This is a genomic window from Geodermatophilus sp. SYSU D00696 (assembly GCF_054050235.1).
Window position 1 is genome coordinate 69,785 of sequence record NZ_JBJGYY010000020.1, and the last position, 20,551, is coordinate 90,335.

The window sequence follows — 20,551 nt, forward strand, 5'->3', positions numbered from 1 at the left end:
GCGTCCTCCCGCACCGCCGGGTGTCCTCCCGCACGGTGGGACGTGAGGGAGGACGCCCGACGATCAGGTCACCTGATCCTGGCGCCGCCTACTCCGCGTCGACGGGGACGACCGTCCGGGCCTCGGCGAAGTGGCAGGCGCTCGGGTGGCCCTGGCCGCGGTCGACCAGCGCCGGCGCCTCGGTGGCGCAGACGTCCTGGGCCTTCCAGCAGCGGGTGCGGAAGCGGCAGCCCGAGGGCGGGTCCGCGGGGCTCGGGACGTCGCCCTGCAGCAGGATCCGGTCCTTCTGCCCCCGCAGCGCCGGCTCGTGCAGCGGGACCGACGACAGCAGCGCCTGGGTGTAGGGGTGCGACGGCGAGGCGTACACCTGCTCGTCGGTGCCCTCCTCGACGATGCTGCCGAGGTACATGACCGCGACGCGGTCGGAGATGTGCCGCACCACCGACAGGTCGTGGGCGATGAACAGGTAGGACAGGCCGAACTCGTCCTGCAGGTCCTCGAGCAGGTTGACCACCTGCGCCTGCACCGAGACGTCGAGCGCCGACACCGGCTCGTCGCAGACGATGATCTCCGGCTGGAGCGCCAGCGCGCGGGCGATGCCGATGCGCTGCCGCTGGCCGCCGGAGAACTGGTGCGGGTAGCGGTTGACGTAGTCGGGGTTGAGCCCGACGCGGTCGAGCAGCTCCTGCGTGCGCTTGAGCCGGCCCTTCTTCGGGGCGACGTCGTCGTGCACGGCCCAGCCCTCGGCGACGATGTCACCGACGGTCATCCGCGGGTTCAGCGAGGCGTAGGGGTCCTGGAAGATGATCTGGACCTCGCGCCGGTAGGCCTTGAGCGCGCGGCCGCCCATGCGGGCGACGTCCTTGCCCTTGTAGAGGATCGACCCGGCGGTCGGCTTCTCCAGCGCGACGATCAGCTTCGACACCGTCGACTTGCCGCAGCCGGACTCGCCGACCAGGCCCACGGTTTCGCCGCGGCGCAGCTGCAGGTTCACCCCGTCGACGGCGCGGACGTGGCCGATCGTGCGCTTGAAGACGATGCCCTGGGTCAGCGGGAAGTGCTTCTGCAGCCCCTGGACCTCGAGCAGCGTCTCACCCATCGCCCCGCGCGCCCCGGCCGGAGCGGGCTTCTCCAGCGTCGGGGCGGCCGGCGTGGGAGCCGGCTTCGACAGGGACGACGCCGCGGTGGCGCCGTGCTCACGGGGCTCGGACACCGAGAACCTCCTCGCTGTAGTGGCAGGCCGCCTCGCGCCCCGGGACGACCAGCCGCAGCGGCGGGACGTCGGTCGAGCACTCGCGACCCGGTGCGGCCTCGGCACCCAGCCGCCGGCGGGCGCAGCGCGGGTGGAACGGGCAGCCGCTCGGGATGCGCGCCAGGTTCGGCGGCTGCCCGGCGATCGGCTGCAACCGTCCGCCCTTGTGCTCGACCTGGGGCACCGACCCCATGAGCCCCTCGGTGTAGGGGTGGGCGGGGTGGGTGAAGACGTCGTCGACGGTACCGCGCTCGACGATCTCGCCGGCGTACATGACGGCGACGTTGTCGGCCACCTCGTTGACCACGCCGAGGTCGTGGGTGATGAGGATCAGCCCCATGCCCGTCTCCTCCTGCAGGTCCTTGAGCAGGTCCATGACCTGCGCCTGCACGGTGACGTCGAGAGCGGTGGTCGGCTCGTCGGCGATGAGGATCCGCGGGTCCAGCGCGATGGCCATGGCGATCATCACGCGCTGGCGCATGCCGCCGGAGAACTGGTGCGGGTAGTCGTCGACGCGGCGGGCCGCGGCGGGGATCCGCACGCGGTCCATCAGCTCGACGGCGCGCTTGCGGGCGTCCTTCTTCGACATCCCCCGGTGCGCCCGGAACATCTCGCCGATCTGGAACCCGACGCTGTAGACCGGGTTCAGCGACGACAGCGCGTCCTGGAAGATCATCGAGATGCCGGGGCCGCGGACCCTCCGCTGGTCCTCGGCCGACATCTCGAGCATGTTCCTGCCCTCGAACCAGATGCCGCCGCCGGTGATGACCGCCGGCGGGGTCTCGAGGATCCCCATGATCGCCTGGGCCGAGACCGACTTGCCGGAGCCGGACTCACCGAGGATGGCGAGGGTCTCGCCCGCCGCCAGGCTGTAGCTCACGCCGTTGACGGCGTGCACCGTGCCGGAGCGGGTGCGGAACTCCACGTGGAGGTCGTCCACGTCGAGCAGCGGGGTGCCGGCCGGGGCCGCCTCGGACGCGGGCTTGGACAGGTCGAGGTTGGTCATGCGCGCTGCCTCGGGTCGAGGGCGTCGCGCAGGGCGTCGCCCATCATGATGAAGGCCATCACGGTCAGGGTCAGGATGATGCTGGGGAACAGCACCAGGTGCGGCGCCGAGCGCAGCAGGGACTGGCCGGCCTCGATCTGCAGGCCCCACGAGATCGCCGGGCGCTGCAGACCCACACCGAGGTAGGTCAGCGTCGCCTCGGCGGCGATGAGGACGCCGATGGTGATCGTCGCGTACACCAGCACCGGCGCGACCGCGTTGGGCAGGATGTGCCGGACGAGGATCCGGCCGTTGGAGGCGCCCATCGCGCGGGCCGCCGCGACGTAGTCCGAGCTCTTCACCGCGATGACCTGCGAGCGCACCAGCCGCATGGCGGTCATCCAGCCGAAGAGCGCCAGCGCGATCGCGACCGCGCCGGGCCCCCGCGTGTTGATGATCGGGATGTCGGTGCTCGGGCCCACCCGCAGCAGGACGATCGCGCCCAGGATGAGCGGCAGCGCGTAGAAGATGTCGGCCAGCCGGGACAGGACGCTGTCGGTGACCCCGCCGTAGTAACCGGCGATCGCGCCGACGACGACACCGAGCACCAGCACCACGAGCACCGCCGTCACGCCGATGATCAGCGAGTTGCGGGCCCCGTACACGACGTTGGCCAGGTAGTCGCAGCCCTGCTGGTCGAAGCCGAACCAGTGGTCGGCCGACGGCTTCTGGTTGCTGTTGGTCAGCGAGCAGGCCCGGGGATCCGCGCCCCGCGCGAACAGCTGCGGGACCAGGGCCAGCAGCAGGAAGAGCAGGCCCAGGACCGCGCCGATCCAGAACAGCGGGTTGCGCCTGAGCTCACCCCAGGCGTCGCTCCACAGGCTGTTCTGGCGTTCCTTGGTGACGTCGACCGAGGGGCTGGCCAGTCCCGTCGTGGTCCCGGCCTCGACCTCGTCCTTGCGCAGGTCCATCTGCTGCTGGTCAGTCATAGCGGATCCTCGGGTCGAGGACGGCGTAGAGCACGTCCACCACCAGGTTGAAGAAGATGAAGAAGAACACCATCAGGGTGACGATGCCGACGACGACCGCACCCTCCTGACCCTGGACGGCGTCGAAGACCGCCCGCCCGATGCCGGGCAGGTTGAACACCGCCTCGGTGACGATGGCGCCACCGAGCAGCGTGCCGATGTCGGCGCCGATGAAGGTGACCACCGGGATCAGGCTGTTGCGCAGCAGGTGCCGGGTGATCACCGTGCGGTTGGGCAGGCCCTTCGCGCGCGCGGTCCGCACGTAGTCGGCGCGCAGGTTCTCCGCGACGCTCGTGCGCGTCAGCCGGGCGACGTAGGCCAGCGATCCCGAGGCGAGGACCGCGCCCGGGAGGATGTAGGAGTACCAGCCCTCCTGGATGCCGGCGATCGGGAACCAGCCCAGCTCGAGGCCGAAGACGTACTGGGCCACGAACGCCAGCACGAGGATCGGGATGGACACGATCAGCGTGCTGGAGACCAGCACCAGGTTGTCCAGGAAGCTGTTGCGGCGGATGCCGGCGAGCAGGCCGGCGATCAGGCCGATGACCGCCTCGAACAGGATGGCGACGACGGTCAGCCGGACGGTCACCGGCAGCCGCTGCTCGATGGTGTCCAGCACGGGACGGCCGCGGAAGTCCGTGCCCAGGTCGCCCTGCACCAGGTCGCCGATGTACTTGACGTACTGGATGAACAGCGGGTCGTTGAGGTTGAAGTCCTCCCGCAGCTGGGCCACGACGGCCGCCGGGAGCGGCCGGTCGCCACCCAGGGCGCGGATCGGGTCGCCCGGGAGGGCGTACACCATCGCGAAGATCAGGAAGGACGCGCCGAGCAGTACCGGGATGGTGAGCAGTAGGCGGCGCGCGACGTAGCGGCCCATGGTCCCCCTCGGGAAGTGTGGTGGCGGCGCACGGCAGCGGGCGCGGCCCCGGTGTCCATCGTGCTCTCATCGGGGCCCGCACGCGCCACCGGGGGCGACTGTCCTGGCGGACAGGCGCCCCCGGCGGGTGGTGCGGGGCCCCGGGATCAGGTCAGTTGACCGTCACCTGGGAGGTGTCGACCTGGCCGAAGACGTCGACGACCACGTTGCTGACGTTCTCGGAGTAGACCGCCTGCTCCACGCCGAAGAACATCGGGAGGATGGGCATGTCCTCGAGCAGGACGTCGTCGGCCTGCTGGTACAGCTCGATGGCCTCCTCGTTGCTCCCGGCCTGGTTGCCCTGGGCGACCAGCTCGTCGAACTGCGGGTTGCTGTAGAACGCGGAGTTCGAGCCCGCCGGGGGCAGCGCCGCGGTGGAGTACAGCGGCTCGAGGTAGTTCTGCGGGCTCGGGTAGTCCATGCTCCAGCCGAGGCGGAACGGACCGGTGAAGCCCTGCTCGTCACCGAGCGGCAGGTACTCGGAGAAGTCGAGGTCGCCCCGCAGGACGTAGTCGACCCCGAGGTTCTCGCGCAGCTGGTTGCCCACGGCCTCCATCCACGCGTCGTGGCCGGCGCCGGCGTTGAACCACAGCTCGATCGGCTGGCTGCGGTCGAACCCGGCCTCGTCGAGCAGCTGGTTGGCCCGCTCGACGTCGAGCTCGCAGTACTCGCAGGCGCCCTCGCGGTAGCCGTCGACGACGGGCGCGATGGCGTCGTCAGCGGCCGCGAAGGTGCCGTTGAAGATGGCGTCGGCGATGGCCTGCCGGTCGATGGCCATCGAGATCGCCTGGCGGACGCGCTTGTCGGCGTACCGCGGGTCGTACGTCGGCATGCCGACGTAGGTGAACCGCGAGGAGGGAGCCTCGATGAACCGGTCCCCGAACTCGTCGGCGACGGTGGTCAGGACGTCCGGCGGGATGTCCACGGCGATGTCGAGGTTGCCGCCCTGCACGTCGGTGTAGGCGGTGTTGAGGTCGGTGTACACGCGGTACTCCACCCCGTCGGCCTGCGCGGCGTTCTCACCGGCGTAGTCCTCGTAGCGGCTCAGGGTGATGCCCTGACCCGGGGTGAACTCGCCGTCGGCCTGGAAGGGGCCGTTGCCGACCGGGTTGGTGCCGGCGGCCTCCGGGTTCTCGAAGAACGAGTCCGGCAGCGGGAAGAAGGCGTTGTAGCCCACCGTGACCGGGAACTGGGCGAACGGCCCGGTCAGCGTGACGGTGAAGGTCTGGTCGTCGACGACCTGCAGGCCGCTCATCTGCTGGGCGGCCGGCTCGCCCGTCACGTTGCCGGCGTCGTCGGTCGGGGCCTGCAGCTGGTCGTAGCCCTGGATGTTGCTGAAGAAGTACGACCCGCCCTGGGCGTTGGTGCTCAGCGCGGTGTAGTTCCAGGCGTCGACGAAGGACTGTGCGTCGACCGGCGTGCCGTCGTGGAAGGTCCAGCCGTCCTTGAGCGTGATAGTCCAGGTGGTGTTGTCCTCGGACTCGATCGACTCGGCGACGCCGGTGTACTCGACCGCGCCGTCCTCGGCGTACTGGACGAGACCCGTCCACAGCGACTTCACGATCTGAGCGCCCTCGCTCTCGGTCGTGTTGCCGGGGACGAGCGGGTTCTCGGGCTCGCCGACGTAGACGCTGAAGGTGCCGCCACCCTCACCGCCACCGCCGCCGCTACCCGACTCGCTGTCGTCGCCGCCGCCACAGGCGGTCAGCAGCAGCGCGGCCGACAGGCCGGTCGCGACGAGCGCCGACCGGCGCTTGCTCAACTTCACGTGCGATGCCTCCCTCGTCCCGCAACTGCGGGGGGAACGGACTGGTCGATGCTCACCCGGGCGCACTGGCCGGGCGTCGGCGTCCATCAGGTGAACACCCGGGATCGGTCCCGGGACGCCGCGAGCGACCCTAGGCAGCCCCGGGGAGGACCGTCCACGACCGTCACCGGATTGTGACCCTGGCTCACGACCCTGTAGGCCGCGATGCAAAGGGCACGGTACGCCGCCCCCGTCACGACACGTGTTGCGGCCCCCGGGCGCTCATCCCGCAGGACTTCCGCCGTCCGGGCGACCGGGGTGTCGGAACCGTACCGGGGGGTAACCCCTCGTCCCCCGAGAGAGGAGCTCACCGTGAGCGGGATCGACAAGATGAAGAACAAGGCCCAGGAGCTCTCCGGCGAGGGCAAGGAGCGCGTCGGCGAGGCGACCGGCGACCGCGACCTGCAGGCCGAGGGCGCCAACGACAAGGCGGCCGGCAACCTCAAGCAGGCCGGCGAGAAGGTCAAGGACGTCTTCAAGTAACGGCAGCTCACCCCACCCACGGGCGGCGTCTCTCCGGGGACGGCGCCCGTGGCGTGTCAGGGGCGGCCGAGGAGGTCGCGGACGGCGGGCAGCAGCGGGCGGTCCGCGGCGATCCAGTCGAGGTCCTCGAGGTCGCCCGCCCGGACCCAGCGCAGGTCGCGGTGCTCGTGGGCCACCGGCTCGCCGGCGACCAGCCGCGCCTCCCAGACCCGCAGCGTCGAGGCACCCGGGGCGCCGCCCGCGACGACGCCGTCGAGCGGGACCTCGCCCAGGAAGGCCCGCGGCGCCACGGTGATCCCGAGCTCCTCCGCGCACTCCCGCACCAGCGCGGCCTGCTGGTCCTCTCCCGGCTCCACCTTGCCGCCGGGGAACTCCCACAGCCCGGCCAGCGGACCCGAGTCGCGCTGAGCCACCAGCACCTCGCCGCCGCAGGCGCCGTCCGCGCGGACGATCGCCGCCCCCACCACCTGGACGACGTCGAGCGCCCGCAGCGCCGCCGCCGCCGCGTAACCGTCCAGGTGCCGCCGCATCGACCGCTGCACCCGGCGGCGCAGCACCGCCCGGTCGGCCAGGCCGCCCAGCACGCCGGGCAGGCCGGTGTCCCACTCGACCCGCTCCTCGACGACGGTGCCGGCCCCGGTGGCCGTGAACGTGCGCGCATGGGTCAGCCGCCGCCAGCCGGAACCGGGCCCGGCCGCGTAGAGGTCCGACACCGGGCGGACCGACTCGACCTCCTCCAGCGGGAAGGGCCAGGGGCGGCCCAGGGCCCGCGCGACGTCGAAGGCGACGGTCAGCGGCGCCGCCACGACGGTGGTGAAGTGCAACCGGTCCACGCCGCCACGGTCCCAGACGGGGCAGGATGAGCCCGTGCGCATCACGGCCCGGGTCGACTACGCCGTCCGCGCGGCGGTCGAGCTGGCCGCCGTCGCGCCGGACGCGCTGACCTGCGACCGCATCGCGCGGGCCCAGGACATCCCCTCCCGCTTCCTGCAGGGCATCCTCGGCGACCTCCAGCACGCCCGGCTGGTCACCAGCCAGCGGGGCCGCGAGGGCGGCTACCGGCTGGCGCTGCCGCCGTCGGAGATCTCCATCGCACGGGTCATGCGGGTGGAGCAGGGGTTCCTCGCCGAGGTGCACGGCCAGCGGCCCGAGGACGTGAGCTACCCGGGGGTCGCCGCCGAGCTGGCCGGCGTCTGGGTGGCCGCCCGGGAGGCCTACCGGCGGGTGCTGGAGGAGGTCACGCTGGCCGACGTCGTCGCCGGGAAGCTGCCCGGCCACGTCGCCGAGCTGGTGGCGGTCGAGAGCGCCTGGCGCTCGTTCGGCGACGACCCCGCCTGACCGGCCCGCCCGGCGGCTGGGGAAGACTCGCCCGGTGAGCAGCGCACGGCAGCCCGGCGTCACCGTCTTCCTCACCGGCCTGTCCGGCGCGGGCAAGTCGACGGTCGCCGACGCCCTGGTCGCGCAGCTGGAGGCCGAGGGCCGGCCGGTGACCGTCCTCGACGGCGACGTCGTGCGCACCCACCTGTCCAGCGAGCTGTCCTTCTCCCGCGCCGACCGCGACCTCAACATCCGCCGGATCGGCTTCGTCGCCGGCGAGGTCGTCCGGCACGGCGGCACCGCCGTCGTCGCCGCGATCGCGCCCTACGAGCAGGCGCGCGAGGAGGCGCGGGCGCTGGTCGAGCGGCACGGCCGGTTCGTGCTGGTGCACCTGGCCACCCCGCTGGAGGTCTGCGAGGCCCGCGACGTCAAGGGCCTCTACGCGCGGGCCCGGGCCGGGCAGATCTCCGGTTTCACCGGCATCGACGACCCCTACGAGCCGCCGGCGCGCGCCGAGGTGGTCATCGACACCTCGGTGACCCCGCTGGACGAGTCCGTGGCGCGCATCCGCGCGGCCATGGCAGGAGCACCCCGTCCTCTCCACCCCTCGCAGGCTGGGGGCGGTGCCCTCGACGGGGCCGACCGTGGCTCACCGACAGCGTGACCGCAACGGGCGCCCGGCGCGGGTGTGCGACCATGGGGGACGTGACCGACCGCGGCAGCCTGCTCGTCGCGCGTCTGCACGTCGACCTCGCCCGGGTCAGCAGCGCCGCCTGTCACGCCGCGCGCTGACCACCAGTCCTCCCCGCGGCGCGAGTCGCGTCCCCGATCTGGCAGCGCGCTCCGCGCGGGTCACGAACCGGCGCGGACGGCGCAGGAAGTAGTGCACCGTGTCCGCTCCACCCCGTTCCAGCCGGCCCGTCCGCGGCCAGGGCCAGTGGGCGCTCGGCTACCGGGAGCCGCTGAACCCCAACGAGCGCATGAAGAAGGACTCCGACGGCCTCGAGGTCCGTCAGCGGATCCTCGACATCTACTCGAGGACCGGCTTCGACGGCATCGACCCCGGTGACCTGCGCGGCCGGATGCGCTGGATGGGCCTCTACACCCAGCGGGCCCCCGGCATCCCCGGCGGGAAGACCGCCGTCCTGGAGCCCGAGGAGCTCGAGGACTCCTACTTCATGATGCGGGTGCGCACCGACGGCGGGGCGCTCACCAGCGAGCAGCTGCGCACCCTCGGCGCCATCAGCACCGAGTTCGGCCGCGACGTCGCCGACGTCACCGACCGGCAGAACATCCAGTACCACTGGATCCGCATCGAGGACGTCCCCGAGATCTGGGAGCGGCTCGAGGCGGTCGGCATGACGACGACCGAGGCCTGCGGCGACACCCCGCGCGGCATGCTCAACTGCCCGCTGGCCGGCGTCCTCGAGGACGAGGTCGTCGACGCCACCGGCGTCATGGCGCAGACGGTGGCCCGCTACGTGGGCGACCCGGAGTTCAGCAACCTGCCGCGCAAGTGGAAGACGTCGATGTCGGGCTGCGTCGACCACTGCACCGAGCCCGAGATCGACGACGTCTCCTTCGTCGGCGTCGTCGGCCCGGACGGCGAGGCCGGCTACGACCTGTGGGTCGGCGGCGGCCTGTCGACCAACCCGATGTTCGCCCAGCGGGTCGGGGTGTTCGTCCGGCCGGAGGAGGTCACCGAGGTCTGGGCGGCCTGCACCTCGGTCTTCCGCGACTACGGCTACCGGCGGCAGCGCAACCGGGCCCGGATCAAGTTCCTCATGGCCGACTGGGGCCCGGAGAGGTTCCGGCAGGTGCTGCAGGACGAGTACCTGCACCGCGCGCTGCCCGACGGGCCCGCGGCCGCGCCGCCGAAGCACGAGTCGCGCGACCACGTCGGCGTCGCGCGGCAGAAGGACGGCCGCAACGCCGTCGGCTTCGCGCTGCGCACCGGCCGGATCACCGGGACGGTGCTCACCCGGATCGCCGACCTCGCCGACGAGTACGGCGCGGGCCGCATCCGGACGACCACCCAGCAGAAGATGGTGGTCCTGGACGTGCCCGACGAGCACGTGGAGGACCTCGTCGCCGCGCTGGCCGAGCACGACCTGCTGGTGCGCCCGAGCGCCTTCCGCCGCGGCACCATGGCCTGCACCGGCCTGGAGTTCTGCAAGCTCGCCATCGTCGAGACCAAGCAGCACGCCCAGGACCTCTACGCCGAGCTGGAGAAGCGGCTGCCCGGCTTCGACGAGCCGATCGGCATCAACGTCAACGGCTGCCCGAACAGCTGCGCCCGCTTCCAGACCGCCGACATCGGCCTCAAGGGCTCGATGGTGCGCGACGACTCCGGCGAGATGGTCGAGGGCTTCCAGGTGCACCTGGGCGGGCACCTCGGGGTCGAGGCGGCCTTCGGCCGCAAGTTCCGCGGCCACAAGGTGACCAAGGCCGAGACCGCCGACTACTGCGAGCGGGTACTGCGCGGCTACCTCGAGCGGCGCGAGCCCGGTGAGCGGTTCGCCGCCTACGTCTCGCGGGCCGAGGAGGCCTGGCTGCTGTGAGCGAGGAGGCGGAGGACACGGGGGGCCGCGCGGGAAGGCAGCGCCAGCTCCCCGTGTTCCACTGCCCGTACTGCGGTGACGAGGAGCTGACCCCCACCGGGGAGTCCGGCGGCGAGTGGCACTGTGCCGCCTGCCTCCGCACGTTCGCCGTCCGCCTGACCGGGACAGGGGTGCAGCGACCATGACCACCGCCGTGCGGGCCACGCCGCAGCTGGCCGCGGAGGCCGACGCCCGCTTCGGGGGGATCGCCGACCCGGTCGAGCAGGCCCTCGCCGTGCTCCGCTGGGCCGGCGAGACCTTCGGCGACGGGTTCGCCGTCACCTCGTCGATGGCCGACGGGCTGCTGGCCCACCTCGCCTCCCGGGCGGTCCCGGGCGTGCACGTCGTCTTCCTCGACACCGGCTACCACTTCGCCGAGACGATCGGCACCCGCGACTGGATCAGCGGTGTCCTGCCGATCACGCTGGTCAACGTGACGCCGGCGCAGACGGTGGCCGAGCAGGACGCCGAGCACGGTCCGGAGCTGCACCGGCGCGAACCCGACCTGTGCTGCTCGCTGCGCAAGGTGCAGCCGCTGGCGACGGCGCTGGCCGGCTACGCGGCGTGGGGCTCGGGGGTGCGCCGCGACGAGGCCGCGACCCGCGCGGGCACCCGGGTCGTCGACTGGGACGCCAAGCGGGGCATGGTGAAGGTCAACCCGCTGGCCGCCTGGACGCAGGCCGACGTCGACACCTACGTCGCCGAGCACCAGGTGCCGGTGAACCCGCTGCACGAGCTGGGCTACGCCTCCATCGGCTGCGAGCCCTGCACCCGGCCGGTCGCCCCGGGCGAGGACCCGCGCGCCGGACGCTGGGCCGGCCGCGGCAAGACCGAGTGCGGCCTGCACCTCTGAACCGGTAGGACTGCCACCGTGCCCCGACCGCCGAAGCTGTCGCCCGAGGAGCTCACCCCCGCCCTGGCCGACCTGCCGCTGTGGTCGGGCGACCCCGCGGGGCTGCGCCGCAGCGTGGAGCTGCCGACCTTCACCGACGCCGTGGCCGCGATCGTGCGGATCGGCTTCGTCGCCGAGCAGCTCGACCACCACCCGGACGTCGACCTGCGCTGGCGGACCCTGCACCTGACGCTGGTCAGCCACTCCGCCGGCGGGGTCAGCGAGCTCGACCTGGAGCTCGCCCGGCGGATCGACGCGCTCCTCCCCGGCTGAGGCGACCGGAGCCCAAGGACTCTCCCGGCCCGCCCCTCCGCGCTCCTAGCGTGCGGCAGGGAGCGGGAGGAGGCCGCCATGGCCGACGTCGTCGTGCTCGGTGGCGGGGTGTGCGGGCTCGCCTCGGCACTGCTGCTGGCCCGTGACGGGCACGAGGTGACCGTCCTGGAGCACGACCCCGACCCGGTGCCGGGCACGCCCGAGGAGGCGTGGGCGCAGTGGCACCGGGGCGGGGTCGCGCAGTTCCGCCAGCCGCACTACCTGCAGCCGCGGGCGCGGCTGGTCCTCGACGCCGAGCTGCCGGACGTGAGCGCCGCCCTCGCCGCCGCCCACGCCGTCCGCTTCGACACCCTGACCACGGCCCCGCCCACGGTGCCGCCGCTGGACCGGCGGCCGGACGACGACCGCCACGTCACCCTGACCGCCCGGCGCTGTGTGCTCGAGCAGGTCCTCGGCCGGACCGCCGACGAGCAGCCGGGCCTGCGGGTCCGGCGCGGCGTGACCGTCACCGGCCTGCTCACCCGGCCGCTGGACGGGCACCCGCACGTCACCGGCGTCGCCACGACCGACGGCGAGGTGGCCGCCGACCTCGTCGTCGACGCCACGGGCCGGCGCTCGCCGCTGCCGCGGTGGCTGCTCGAGGCCGGCGGCGCCCCGGTGCAGGAGGAGTCGGTGGACAGCGGGTTCACCTACTACACCCGCTACTTCCGGTCCCGCGACGGCCGTCTGCCGGAGCCCCGCGACCGGCTCAACGTCGCCCTCGGCTCCTTCTCGGTGCTCACCCTGCCCGCCGACTCCGGCACCTGGTCGGTGACCCTCTACACCGCCTCCCACGACCGGCCCCTCAAGGAGCTGCGGCACGAGGCCGCGTGGACGGCGGTCGTGGCGGCCTGCCCCCGGCAGGCGCACTGGCTCGACGGCGAGCCGCTGACCGGGGTCCTGCCGATGGCGGGGATCCTCGACCGGCACCGCCGGCTGTCCGACGGGGAGCGCCCGGTGGCCACCGGCATCGCCCCCGTGGCCGACGCGTGGGCCTGCACGAACCCCTCGATCGGCCGGGGCATCGCGCTCGGCCTGGTGCACGCGGTCGCGCTGCGCGAGGTCGTCCGGCAGCACCTCGGCGACCCCGAGGAGTTCGCGGCGGCGTGGGACGCGGAGACCGAGGCCCGGCTGACCCCCTGGTACCGGGCCACCGTCGCCGTCGACCGGGCCCGGCTCGCCGACATGGACGCCGCGCGGGAGGGCCGTCCCCCGCCCCGGCCGCACGGGCCGGCCGCGCTCGGCCCCGCACTGGCCCGGGCCATGGCGTTCGACAGCGAGGTCTACCGCGCGTTCATGGAGGTGGTGGACTGCCTGACCCTGCCCGCGGAGCTGTTCACCCGCCCCGGGTTCGCCGACCGGGTCCTGCAGGTGGCCGGCGAGCACGAGGCTCCACCGCCGGCCGGCCCGAACCGCGAGCAGCTCCTGGGCCTCGTCGGGGCGACCTGACCCGGGGGCGCGCAGCCGCAGCAGCCGGTCGGCCGCGCCCGCAGCGGGGTCGACGGCGCCGGGACCTCTCACGAGGCCCCGGCGCCGCCGTCGTACCGGGGTCAGGAACCGATGACCCCGCCGTCGTCCTTGGTGACGACCACCGTGCCCGACCGGGGCGTGGTCACGCCGTCGAGCCGGGGCCAGGTGCTGCCGCCGTTCTCCCCGGGGTGCTGCAGGTTGACGAACAGCGTGCGCCGGTCCGGCGTCGTGGCGATGCCGGTGACCTCGCAGCCGACCACGCCGGTCAGGAAGCGGCGCACCTCGGGCTCCTGGTCGAACGGCGCCGAGGCGTCGGCGGCCAGCATCTGGTTGTTCGCCTGCGCCGGCTGGGTGCCGTCGGTCTGGATCCAGGCGCGGCCGTCGGGGTCGACCCACAGGCCGTCGGGTGACCCGAAGGCGTCCTCGGGCGCGACGGTCGAGCCGTCGACGCCGCCCCCGGGGCCGGCCAGCAGGAACAGGTCCCAGCGGAACGACGTCGCGGTGTGGTCGCCGCCGGCCTCCTCCCAGCGCACGACGTGGCCCCAGCGGTTGGACACCCGGGGGTTGGGGCCGTTCGCGGTGGCGCGGGTCGTGTTGTTGGTCAGCGTCAGGTAGACCGTCCCGGTGCGCGGGTCGACCGCGCTCCACTCCGGCCGGTCCATCGGCGTGGCCCCGACCCGCGTGGCGGCCTGCCGGGTGCGCACCAGGACCGCCGCCTGGTCGGCGAACCCGTTGGCCGCGGTGAGCCCGTTCTGCCCGTGCACCAGCGGGATCCACGTCCCGGTGCCGTCCTCGGCGAAGCGGGCGACGTACAGGGTGCCCTCGTCGAGGGGGCTGAGGCCCTGCCGGCGCATCTGGTCCCACGGGCGGGCGCTGACGTACTTGTAGACGTACTCGTTGACCTGGTCGTCGCCCATGTACACGACCAGCCGGCCGTCGCGGGCGGTGTGCGCGGTGGCGTCCTCGTGCTTGAGCCGGCCCAGCGCGGTGCGCTTCACCGGCACCGACCGCGGGTCGAGCGGGTCGATCTCCACCACCCAGCCGAAGCGGTTGGGCTCGTGCGCGTCGCCGGGGCGGACGACGAAGCGCGGGTCGTGGTCGGCCCAGTAGTAGGAGTCCCCGCCGACGCCGTAGCGGGCGAGGTCGGCCTGGTCGGCGGGGTCGTAGGTGCCCGGCTCCACGCGGAAGTAGCCGTTGAAGTTCTCCTCGCAGGTCAGGTAGGTGCCCCACGGGGTCTCGCCGTTGCCGCAGTTGTTGACCGTGCCCAGCGGCGTGCGGCCGGCCGGGTCGGCGGCGGTGCGCAGCAGCTGGCTGCCCGCGGCCGGACCCGAGAAGGCCATCGGCGTGGTCGCGGTGATCCGCCGGTTGAGCGGCGAGCGGACGACGGTCCAGCCGTTGCGGCCCTGCCGGCGCACCTCGACGACGCTCACGCCGTGCGCGTTCTGCGACTTGCGCACCATCTCGGCGGTGTACTGGGCGCGCGGCGGCCGGGTGCTGGTCCCGGTCTGCAGGTAGTTCTCGTCGGTGTACTCGTGGTTGAGCACGAGCACGCCGTGCTGGTTGCCGGCGGCGGCCGGGCGCACCGGGAAGTAGGTCATGCCGTCGTGGTGGGTGCCCACCTGCTGGGCCTGTTCGTCGGCGGTGTTGCCGCCGGCGGTCGGCAGGCCGGGCCGGAACGCCGGGAAGGAGCCGGTGATCGGCGTCCCCCACGGGATGAAGGGGACGGCCGTGTAGCCCGGCGGCACGACGACCTCGTCGGCGGTGCTCGGCGCGATCGCCTGGAAGCCCAGCACGGGGCCGGCGGGCGCGGGCGCACCGGGGGTGCCGCCGGGAGCGGCGGAGGCGGCCGGCGTCCGGACGAGCGAGGAGGTGAGGAACCCGGCGGCGGCCAGCATGCCGCCGGCGATCACCGACCGGCGGGACAGCCGGGCCTCGGCCACGGCCCAGAAGGGTCGCTCGGTCGTCGGGTTGGACGAGGTGTCGTCCGGGTCGTCGCTGACGTCGAGCCCCACCTCCGCGGGGAGCTCGTCGGGCACGTCGGCGGGACGCTCGGGCGTCAGGGTCATGAGAGGGCTGCTCCGGACTCGGGTGTGCGGGTCGGCGGGGACGCTAGGAGCGCCGCGCGACGTCCCGCCGTCCCCGCGGTGACCAGCCGGGGAACGTGTGGGTCACCGCCCGTTCACCCGGCTGTGCTCACTCCGTGACGGGGAGTACCAACAGCCGCAGCAGCCGGTCGGCCTCGGCGGCGGGGTCCTCGGTCAGCCCGGTGTGCACCGGCCCGGGCTGGACGACGGTGCTGCGCGGGGCGGTGAGCCAGCGGAAGCGCGAGCCCAGCGCCTCCCGGCCGGCGGCGCCCGCGGCGGGGTCGGCGGCGCACACGTCCGCGGCGGCCTGCAGCGCCTGGCCGATGGCGTCGGGGTCGGCGGTCGGGTCCAGCGCCCGCAGCCGGTCGACGTCGAGGTGCACGCGGCTGCCGAGGTAGTCGCGCTGCCGGCAGTAGACGAGGACGCCGGCGTTGAGCGACTCGCCCCGCTCGACCCGCGGCACCACGCGCAGCACGGCGTACTCGAAGGTCTCGCGGCTCACCGCTGCGTGACCCCCTCGGGCGGGGGCGGGCCCAGCCAGGCGGGCCGGTTCTCCCCGCGCGGCGCCCGCCGGCGCGACCCGCCCGCGGCGGCCGCGGCCACCACCCCGGGCAGCCACGCGTCCCGTGCGGCCAGGCGCGCCAGCAGCTGGGCGACGTAGCGCTCGCGGACGTCGTCGGGGGCCTCCCCGGGCTCGGGGCCCTCGAGCCAGTCGTCGGGCACCTGGCGCAGGACCTCCTCCAGCAGCGGGCGGGTGACCCGGCCGGCGAGCGCCGCATCGGCCGCGCGGACGTCGGGCGAGCACTCGAGGAGCGCGTGCTGCGCGGCGTCGTAGGGACGGGCGACGGCGGCCGGCGCGCCGGGCCAGTGGTGGTGGAAGGTCAGCGCGGCGCCGTGGTCGATCAGCTGCAGCCGCCCGTGCCAGAACAGCATGTTCGGGTTGCGCCACGACCGGTCGACGTTGCCCACCAGCGCGTCGAACCACAGCACCCGCCCGGCCTGCTCGGAGCCCACCGAGCCGGCGCCGGCCTCGAAGTCCAGCGCTCCGGGCAGGTAGTCCAGGCCCAGGTTGGGGCCGGCCGAGCGCTGCAGCAGCTCCTGCACCTCGGGGTCGGGCTCGCCCACGGCCAGCTCCGGCGCGACGTCCACGGTGACCAGCGCGGGCACCGGGAGGGCCAGCGCGCGGGCGAGCTCGCCGCAGACCACCTCGGCGACCAGCACCCGCACGCCCTGGCCGGCGGCGCGCCACTTGACCACGTAGGTGCCCAGGTCGTCGGCCTCCATGAGCCCGGGCAGCGAGCCACCCTCGCGCAGCGGGGTGACGTAGCGGGTGGCGGTGACGGCGGGCAGCACAGTGCCGGTCAACCTACGCCGGTCCACACTGCACACATGGGCCTGTTCCGGGCCGCGTCGCCCGAGGGCCTCCGCGACGCGCCGCTCACCTACGCCGAGGTCGGGGCCACGCGGGACGCCGAGCTGCCGGCCGGCTACCTGCACGGCGAGTGGTGCGAGACGGTCGGCGCGGGCCGGGACACGTTCGAGCGGGTGGCGGCGGCGGTCTTCGACTGGACGCCGCAGCGCAGCGTGGGGCTGCGGGTGCGGGCGAGCGGGCCGGCGGGCGAGGTCGGCACCGTCGTCGTCCTCACCGCGGGGCTGTCGCGGCTGGGCTACGACATCCCCTGCCGGGTGGTGTGGGCGTCGACCACCGGGGACGAGCGCGGCTTCGCCTACGGCACCCTGCCCGGGCACCCGGAGAGCGGCGAGGAGTGCTTCACCGTGCGGCTGGCCGAGGGCGGCGACGTCGTCGTCTCGATCCGGGTGTTCTCCCGGCTGGCCACGCCGGCCGCCCGCGCCGTCCCCCCGGTCAGCCGGTTCGTGCAGGGCCTGGCCACCCGCCGCTACCTGTCCGCCCTGCGCCGGGCCGCCCGCGGCCGATGACTCGCGGCCGATGACTTCCATGTCCCCGGCCGGTCGGCAGGAGATGGGACTGGTGCAGGACGTGGCGCAGGTGGTGGGCCGCGCGGTGGCCGCCGGGGCGGTGCCGGGCGCGGCCTGGTGGGTGGCCCGCGACGGCGAGGTCGCCCGCGGAGCCGCCGGCACGCACACCCCCGGCGGGGACGACGCGGTCACCCCCGACACCGTCTTCCGCATCGCCTCGGTCACCAAGCCGGTGGTCGCGGCCGCCGCCCTCACCCTGGTCGACGACGGCACGCTGGGCCTCGACGACCCGGTCGACGCCCACCTGCCCGAGCTGGCCGGCCTCCGCGTGCTGGCCGACCCCGCCGACGCGGGCGCGGGGACGGTGTCGGCCCGGCGGCCGATCACCGTCCGCGACGTGCTGACCTTCCGTCTGGGTACCGGCCTGGACTTCACCGCCCCCTGGCCGACGCCGACCGTGGCCGCGCTGGGCGAGGCAGGACTGCCGGCCGGTCCCCCGGCACCGCAGGCCGCGCCGCCCCCGGACGAGTGGCTGCGCCGGCTGGCCTCGGTGCCGCTGGCGTACCAGCCCGGGGAGCGCTGGCTCTACCACACCGGCGCGAGCGTGCTGGGCGTGCTGGTGTCCCGCGCCGCGGGCCGCCCGCTGCCCGAGGTGCTCGGCGAGCGGGTGCTGGCGCCGCTGGGGATGACCAGCACCGGCTTCGGCGTCCCCGACGGCGCCCGGGACCGCCTCGGGCCGCACTGGACACCGCCGGGCGACGACGGCCGGCGCGGGCTCTACGACCCGCCCGACGGCCAGTGGGCCTCCCCGCCGTCCTTCCCCGACGGCGGGGACGGGCTGGTCTCCACCGTCGACGACCTCGCCGCCCTCGCCGCGGTGCTGCTGGCGGGCGGCCAGACGCCGAACGGGCGGCGGGTGCTCGCCGAGCACACCGTCGCCGCCATGCTCACCGAGCAGGCCGGCCCGGTCGACGCCGAGGGCGGCGGCTGGGGGCTGGGCATCGGCGTGCGCCGGGAGGACGAGCCGCAGGGCCGGCACGCCGGCTCCTTCGGCTGGGACGGCGGGCTGGGCGGCTCCTGGTGGACCGACCCGGTCACCGGGACGACGGCGGTGCTGCTGACCAACCAGATGTGGTCCTCACCCACTCCACCGGCGGTGTTCGACGACGTCCGCGCGGTCGCCTTCGGTCCGCGCTAGACGTCGCGCCGCTCGAGCAGCACGGCACCGGCGACCCACGCTGCGGCGGCCCACGCCCCGGCCACCGCCAGGCCCACCGGCCAGCTCGTGGGGACGGCGAGGAACGCGTCCTCCCCCACCCGCAGCGCGGGCATCGCCTGCGACAGCAGCTCGGCGGTGCGCCCGCCGGCCAGCGCCAGCGCCGGCGGGGCGACGAACACCAGCGCGATGCCGAGCCCGAGCGCCCCGGCGGTGGAGCGCAGCACCGCGCCCAGGCCGGTGGCCAGCACGGTGACCAGCACCGCCCCGGCCACCTGCAGGCCGGCCGGGCGGAGCACGTCCGGGTCGGTGGACGACACGCCGCCGGGCACCGCGACCAGCACCCGCGCGGCCAGCACGCACCCGGCCACCAGCAGCGCGGTGGTCAGCGCCGTCCAGCCCGCGACGACGGCGGTCTTGGCCGCCAGCAGCCGCGTCCGGCGCGGCACCGCCACCAGCGAGGCCAGCGCCATGCCGCTGGCGGACTCCGCGGTCACCGCCAGCACCCCGAGGACGACGAGCACCACCTGCCCGAAGGCGAAGCCGGTGAGCACCACCCCGACGGCGTTGTCGGCGGTGGGCGCGCTGGTGGTGGTCCCGGCGGCCAGCCAGGCGAAGGCGCCCACGACCAGCACGTACACGGCAGCGCACCACCACGTCGAGCGCAGCGTCCGCAGCTTGGTCTGCTCGCTGCGCAGCACCGCGGTCAGCGCGACGCTCACGCCGCCCCTGCCCGGTACTCGACGTCCTCGCCGGTGAGCGCCAGGTAGGCGGCCTCCAGCGAGGCCACCACCGTGGTCAGCTCGTGCACCGGCGCCGCGGCGGCGAAGGCGACGTCGCCGACGGCCGCGGCGTCGAGACCGGCCACCCGCAGCGAGCCGTCGGCCTCCCCGGACACCACGGCACCGGCCCGGTGCAGCGCGGCGGCCAGCTGCGGCGCCCGGGGGCTGCGGACCCGCACCGCGGCGCCACGGCCCAGCAGGTCGGCCATGGCGACGTCGGCCAGCAGCCGGCCACGGCCGAGGACGACCAGGTGGTCGGCGGTGTCCTCCATCTCGCTCATGAGGTGGCTGGACACCAGCACGGTGCGGCCCTCGCCGGCGAGGTCGCGCAGCAGCCCGCGCACCCACCGGATGCCCTCGGGGTCCAGGCCGTTGACCGGCTCGTCGAGCAGCAGCACCTCGGGGTCGCCGAGCAGCGCCACGGCGATGCCCAGCCGCTGGCCCATGCCGAGGGAGAAGCCGCGGACCCGCTCGTGCGCCACGGCGCCGAGCCCCACGAGCTCGACGACGTCGTCGACTCGGGACGCGGGCAGCCCGTTGCTCTGCGCCAGCGCGAGCAGGTGGGCGTACGCGGTGCGGCCGGGGTGGCGGGCCCGCGGGTCGACCAGCGCGCCCACCCGCCGCATCGGGACGTCGAGCTCCCGGTAGGGCACGCCGAGGACGGTCGCGGTGCCCGCGGTGGGCCGGGTCAGGCCCAGGACGCAGCGCATCGTCGTCGTCTTGCCCGAGCCGTTGGGCCCGAGGAAGCCGGTGACCCGGCCCGGGGAGACGGTGAAGGACACGTCGTCGACGGCGACGCGGGTGCGATAGCGCTTGGTCAGCCCGTCGACCCTGATCACGCCGACAGTCTGGCCACCGGAGGCGCCCGGCCCGCGCAGGCTCGGCGCGCGTCCTCACTCCTCGGCGGCGGCCGCGGCCCGCTCCCGCTGCAGCAGCTCCTTGCTGCGCACCAGGCGCAGGAGCGTGACGACCAGCAGCCCGCCGGCCATGTTGAGCAGCGTCACGTACCAGAACCAGGCGAGCCACTCGCCGTAGCCGAAGGGCGCCGTGCCGGTGTGGATGGCGCCGAAGGCCAGCAGCGAGTCCAGGACCGAGTGGAAGAGCTGCAGCCCGGCGAGGACGAACGCGCCCGCCACCGCGGCCACGATCTTCGCGCCGTCGGCGGCGGTGCCGTTCTGCATGCGGGTCATCAGCGTGATGACGACGCCGCCGAGGAAGGCCAGGCACACCGCGCGCAGGTCCAGCGGCGACTCGACGAAGTGCCGCGCCGACTCGACCAGCGTGGGTCCCAGCTCGGGGAAGCCGTGCGCGACCAGCCACATGAACAGCCACCCGCCGACCAGGTTGGCCACCAGGGTCCCCGACCACAGCCGGGGGGGGGGGGGGGGGGGGGGGGGGGGGGGGGGGGGGGGGGGGGGGGGGGGGGGGGGGGGGGGGGGGGGCGGCGGGCGGGGGGGGGCGCGGCGCGC

At 74.5% G+C, this 20,551-nt stretch carries 22 protein-coding genes; 10 read left to right on the forward strand and 12 right to left on the reverse strand.

Annotated elements, in window-relative coordinates:
• Window positions 1-88 precede the first annotated feature (88 nt).
• The 5 genes from ACI79O_RS14320 to ACI79O_RS14340 form a co-directional block, all read right to left on the reverse strand.
• Window positions 89-1,213 (reverse strand): ABC transporter ATP-binding protein, encoded by a 1,125-nt coding sequence (locus ACI79O_RS14320; protein WP_456893212.1) that lies wholly within the window; start codon window positions 1,211-1,213, stop codon window positions 89-91.
• Window positions 1,197-2,258: an ABC transporter ATP-binding protein gene (locus ACI79O_RS14325; protein ID WP_456893213.1), complete on the reverse strand. Its 1,062-nt coding sequence runs from the start codon at window positions 2,256-2,258 to the stop codon at window positions 1,197-1,199. Before ACI79O_RS14325 ends, ACI79O_RS14320 begins: the two co-directional genes overlap by 17 nt.
• The gene (locus tag ACI79O_RS14330; RefSeq protein WP_456893215.1) at window positions 2,255-3,226 is read right to left on the reverse strand and encodes an ABC transporter permease; all 972 of its coding nucleotides are present in this window, start codon (window positions 3,224-3,226) and stop codon (window positions 2,255-2,257) included. Before ACI79O_RS14330 ends, ACI79O_RS14325 begins: the two co-directional genes overlap by 4 nt.
• The gene (locus ACI79O_RS14335) at window positions 3,219-4,142 is read right to left on the reverse strand and encodes an ABC transporter permease (protein ID WP_456893217.1); all 924 of its coding nucleotides are present in this window, start codon (window positions 4,140-4,142) and stop codon (window positions 3,219-3,221) included. The genes ACI79O_RS14330 and ACI79O_RS14335 overlap by 8 nt, the downstream gene beginning before the upstream one ends.
• A gap of 151 nt (window positions 4,143-4,293) precedes the next feature.
• Window positions 4,294-5,949: a peptide ABC transporter substrate-binding protein gene (locus ACI79O_RS14340; RefSeq protein WP_456893219.1), complete on the reverse strand. Its 1,656-nt coding sequence runs from the start codon at window positions 5,947-5,949 to the stop codon at window positions 4,294-4,296.
• A 351-nt stretch (window positions 5,950-6,300) separates the two neighbouring features.
• On the opposite strand from ACI79O_RS14340, the gene ACI79O_RS14345 reads away from it, so the two are divergent.
• Window positions 6,301-6,471 carry a CsbD family protein gene (locus ACI79O_RS14345; RefSeq protein WP_204693118.1) on the forward strand — a complete coding sequence of 57 codons (171 nt, stop codon included), beginning with the start codon at window positions 6,301-6,303 and terminating at the stop codon, window positions 6,469-6,471.
• 56 nt (window positions 6,472-6,527) lie between these two features.
• Here the strand turns inward: ACI79O_RS14345 and ACI79O_RS14350 are convergent, their stop codons facing one another.
• Window positions 6,528-7,304, reverse strand: a complete 777-nt coding sequence (locus ACI79O_RS14350) for a (deoxy)nucleoside triphosphate pyrophosphohydrolase (protein ID WP_456893221.1) — start codon at window positions 7,302-7,304, stop codon at window positions 6,528-6,530.
• Between the two features lie 34 nt (window positions 7,305-7,338).
• Between ACI79O_RS14350 and ACI79O_RS14355 the strand changes: the two genes are divergently transcribed.
• The 7 genes from ACI79O_RS14355 to ACI79O_RS14385 all read left to right on the forward strand — a co-directional run bounded on the left by ACI79O_RS14355 (window position 7,339) and on the right by ACI79O_RS14385 (window position 13,041).
• Complete coding sequence (locus tag ACI79O_RS14355) at window positions 7,339-7,809, forward strand: RrF2 family transcriptional regulator (RefSeq protein ID WP_456873877.1); 471 nt, start codon at window positions 7,339-7,341, stop codon at window positions 7,807-7,809.
• 34 nt (window positions 7,810-7,843) lie between these two features.
• Window positions 7,844-8,452 carry an adenylyl-sulfate kinase gene (gene cysC / locus ACI79O_RS14360; protein ID WP_456893223.1) on the forward strand — a complete coding sequence of 203 codons (609 nt, stop codon included), beginning with the start codon at window positions 7,844-7,846 and terminating at the stop codon, window positions 8,450-8,452.
• A gap of 32 nt (window positions 8,453-8,484) precedes the next feature.
• Window positions 8,485-8,580, forward strand: a complete 96-nt coding sequence (locus ACI79O_RS14365) for a putative leader peptide (RefSeq protein ID WP_456893225.1) — start codon at window positions 8,485-8,487, stop codon at window positions 8,578-8,580.
• Window positions 8,581-8,678: 98 nt separating this feature from the next.
• The gene (locus tag ACI79O_RS14370) at window positions 8,679-10,349 is read left to right on the forward strand and encodes a nitrite/sulfite reductase (protein ID WP_456914484.1); all 1,671 of its coding nucleotides are present in this window, start codon (window positions 8,679-8,681) and stop codon (window positions 10,347-10,349) included.
• A 181-nt stretch (window positions 10,350-10,530) separates the two neighbouring features.
• Window positions 10,531-11,241 carry a phosphoadenylyl-sulfate reductase gene (locus ACI79O_RS14375; protein ID WP_456893229.1) on the forward strand — a complete coding sequence of 237 codons (711 nt, stop codon included), beginning with the start codon at window positions 10,531-10,533 and terminating at the stop codon, window positions 11,239-11,241.
• A gap of 18 nt (window positions 11,242-11,259) precedes the next feature.
• A complete protein-coding gene (locus ACI79O_RS14380; protein ID WP_456914485.1) occupies window positions 11,260-11,553 on the forward strand; it encodes a 4a-hydroxytetrahydrobiopterin dehydratase in 294 nt (97 codons plus the stop codon).
• A 78-nt stretch (window positions 11,554-11,631) separates the two neighbouring features.
• Entirely contained in the window at window positions 11,632-13,041 is a 1,410-nt protein-coding gene (locus ACI79O_RS14385; RefSeq protein WP_456914486.1) for an NAD(P)/FAD-dependent oxidoreductase, read from the forward strand.
• A 101-nt stretch (window positions 13,042-13,142) separates the two neighbouring features.
• On the opposite strand, the gene ACI79O_RS14390 is transcribed toward ACI79O_RS14385, so the two are convergent.
• From ACI79O_RS14390 to ACI79O_RS14400, 3 genes are all read right to left on the reverse strand, one after another.
• Complete coding sequence (locus ACI79O_RS14390) at window positions 13,143-15,128, reverse strand: PhoX family protein (RefSeq protein WP_456914487.1); 1,986 nt, start codon at window positions 15,126-15,128, stop codon at window positions 13,143-13,145.
• 127 nt (window positions 15,129-15,255) lie between these two features.
• Window positions 15,256-15,648, reverse strand: a complete 393-nt coding sequence (locus ACI79O_RS14395; RefSeq protein ID WP_456873868.1) for a DUF3037 domain-containing protein — start codon at window positions 15,646-15,648, stop codon at window positions 15,256-15,258.
• A complete protein-coding gene (locus ACI79O_RS14400) occupies window positions 15,645-16,511 on the reverse strand; it encodes a HipA family kinase (RefSeq protein WP_456873867.1) in 867 nt (288 codons plus the stop codon). Before ACI79O_RS14400 ends, ACI79O_RS14395 begins: the two co-directional genes overlap by 4 nt.
• Window positions 16,512-16,535: 24 nt before the next feature.
• Between ACI79O_RS14400 and ACI79O_RS14405 the strand changes: the two genes are divergently transcribed.
• Together ACI79O_RS14405 and ACI79O_RS14410 are read left to right on the forward strand one after the other, a co-directional pair.
• Entirely contained in the window at window positions 16,536-17,084 is a 549-nt protein-coding gene (locus ACI79O_RS14405; protein WP_456914488.1) for a DUF1990 family protein, read from the forward strand.
• 43 nt (window positions 17,085-17,127) lie between these two features.
• The gene (locus ACI79O_RS14410; protein ID WP_456914489.1) at window positions 17,128-18,282 is read left to right on the forward strand and encodes a serine hydrolase domain-containing protein; all 1,155 of its coding nucleotides are present in this window, start codon (window positions 17,128-17,130) and stop codon (window positions 18,280-18,282) included.
• Here the strand turns inward: ACI79O_RS14410 and ACI79O_RS14415 are convergent.
• From ACI79O_RS14415 to ACI79O_RS14425, 3 genes are read right to left on the reverse strand one after another with little or no spacing between them, the layout of a single operon-like run.
• Complete coding sequence (locus ACI79O_RS14415) at window positions 18,279-19,022, reverse strand: ABC transporter permease (RefSeq protein WP_456914490.1); 744 nt, start codon at window positions 19,020-19,022, stop codon at window positions 18,279-18,281. The genes ACI79O_RS14410 and ACI79O_RS14415 overlap by 4 nt on opposite strands.
• Window positions 19,019-19,921, reverse strand: coding sequence for an ABC transporter ATP-binding protein (locus ACI79O_RS14420; protein WP_456914491.1), 903 nt, complete (start codon window positions 19,919-19,921; stop codon window positions 19,019-19,021). The genes ACI79O_RS14415 and ACI79O_RS14420 overlap by 4 nt, the downstream gene beginning before the upstream one ends.
• Window positions 19,922-19,975: 54 nt before the next feature.
• Window positions 19,976-20,452 carry a formate/nitrite transporter family protein gene (locus ACI79O_RS14425; RefSeq protein WP_456893247.1) on the reverse strand — a complete coding sequence of 159 codons (477 nt, stop codon included), beginning with the start codon at window positions 20,450-20,452 and terminating at the stop codon, window positions 19,976-19,978.
• Window positions 20,453-20,551 lie beyond the last annotated feature (99 nt).

Bases quoted from the DNA above. Each gene is read 5' to 3' on its own strand.
- ACI79O_RS14325 (WP_456893213.1), bottom strand. From the start codon at position 2,258: ATGACCAACCTCGACCTGTCCAAGCCCGCGTCCGAGGCGGCCCCGGCC.
- ACI79O_RS14330 (WP_456893215.1), bottom strand. From the start codon at position 3,226: ATGACTGACCAGCAGCAGATGGACCTGCGCAAGGACGAGGTCGAGGCC.
- ACI79O_RS14335 (WP_456893217.1), bottom strand. From the start codon at position 4,142: ATGGGCCGCTACGTCGCGCGCCGCCTACTGCTCACCATCCCGGTACTG.
- ACI79O_RS14365 (WP_456893225.1), top strand. From the start codon at position 8,485: ATGGGGGACGTGACCGACCGCGGCAGCCTGCTCGTCGCGCGTCTGCAC.
- ACI79O_RS14375 (WP_456893229.1), top strand. From the start codon at position 10,531: ATGACCACCGCCGTGCGGGCCACGCCGCAGCTGGCCGCGGAGGCCGAC.
- ACI79O_RS14385 (WP_456914486.1), top strand. From the start codon at position 11,632: ATGGCCGACGTCGTCGTGCTCGGTGGCGGGGTGTGCGGGCTCGCCTCG.
- ACI79O_RS14390 (WP_456914487.1), bottom strand. From the start codon at position 15,128: ATGACCCTGACGCCCGAGCGTCCCGCCGACGTGCCCGACGAGCTCCCC.
- ACI79O_RS14405 (WP_456914488.1), top strand. From the start codon at position 16,536: ATGGGCCTGTTCCGGGCCGCGTCGCCCGAGGGCCTCCGCGACGCGCCG.
- ACI79O_RS14410 (WP_456914489.1), top strand. From the start codon at position 17,128: ATGGGACTGGTGCAGGACGTGGCGCAGGTGGTGGGCCGCGCGGTGGCC.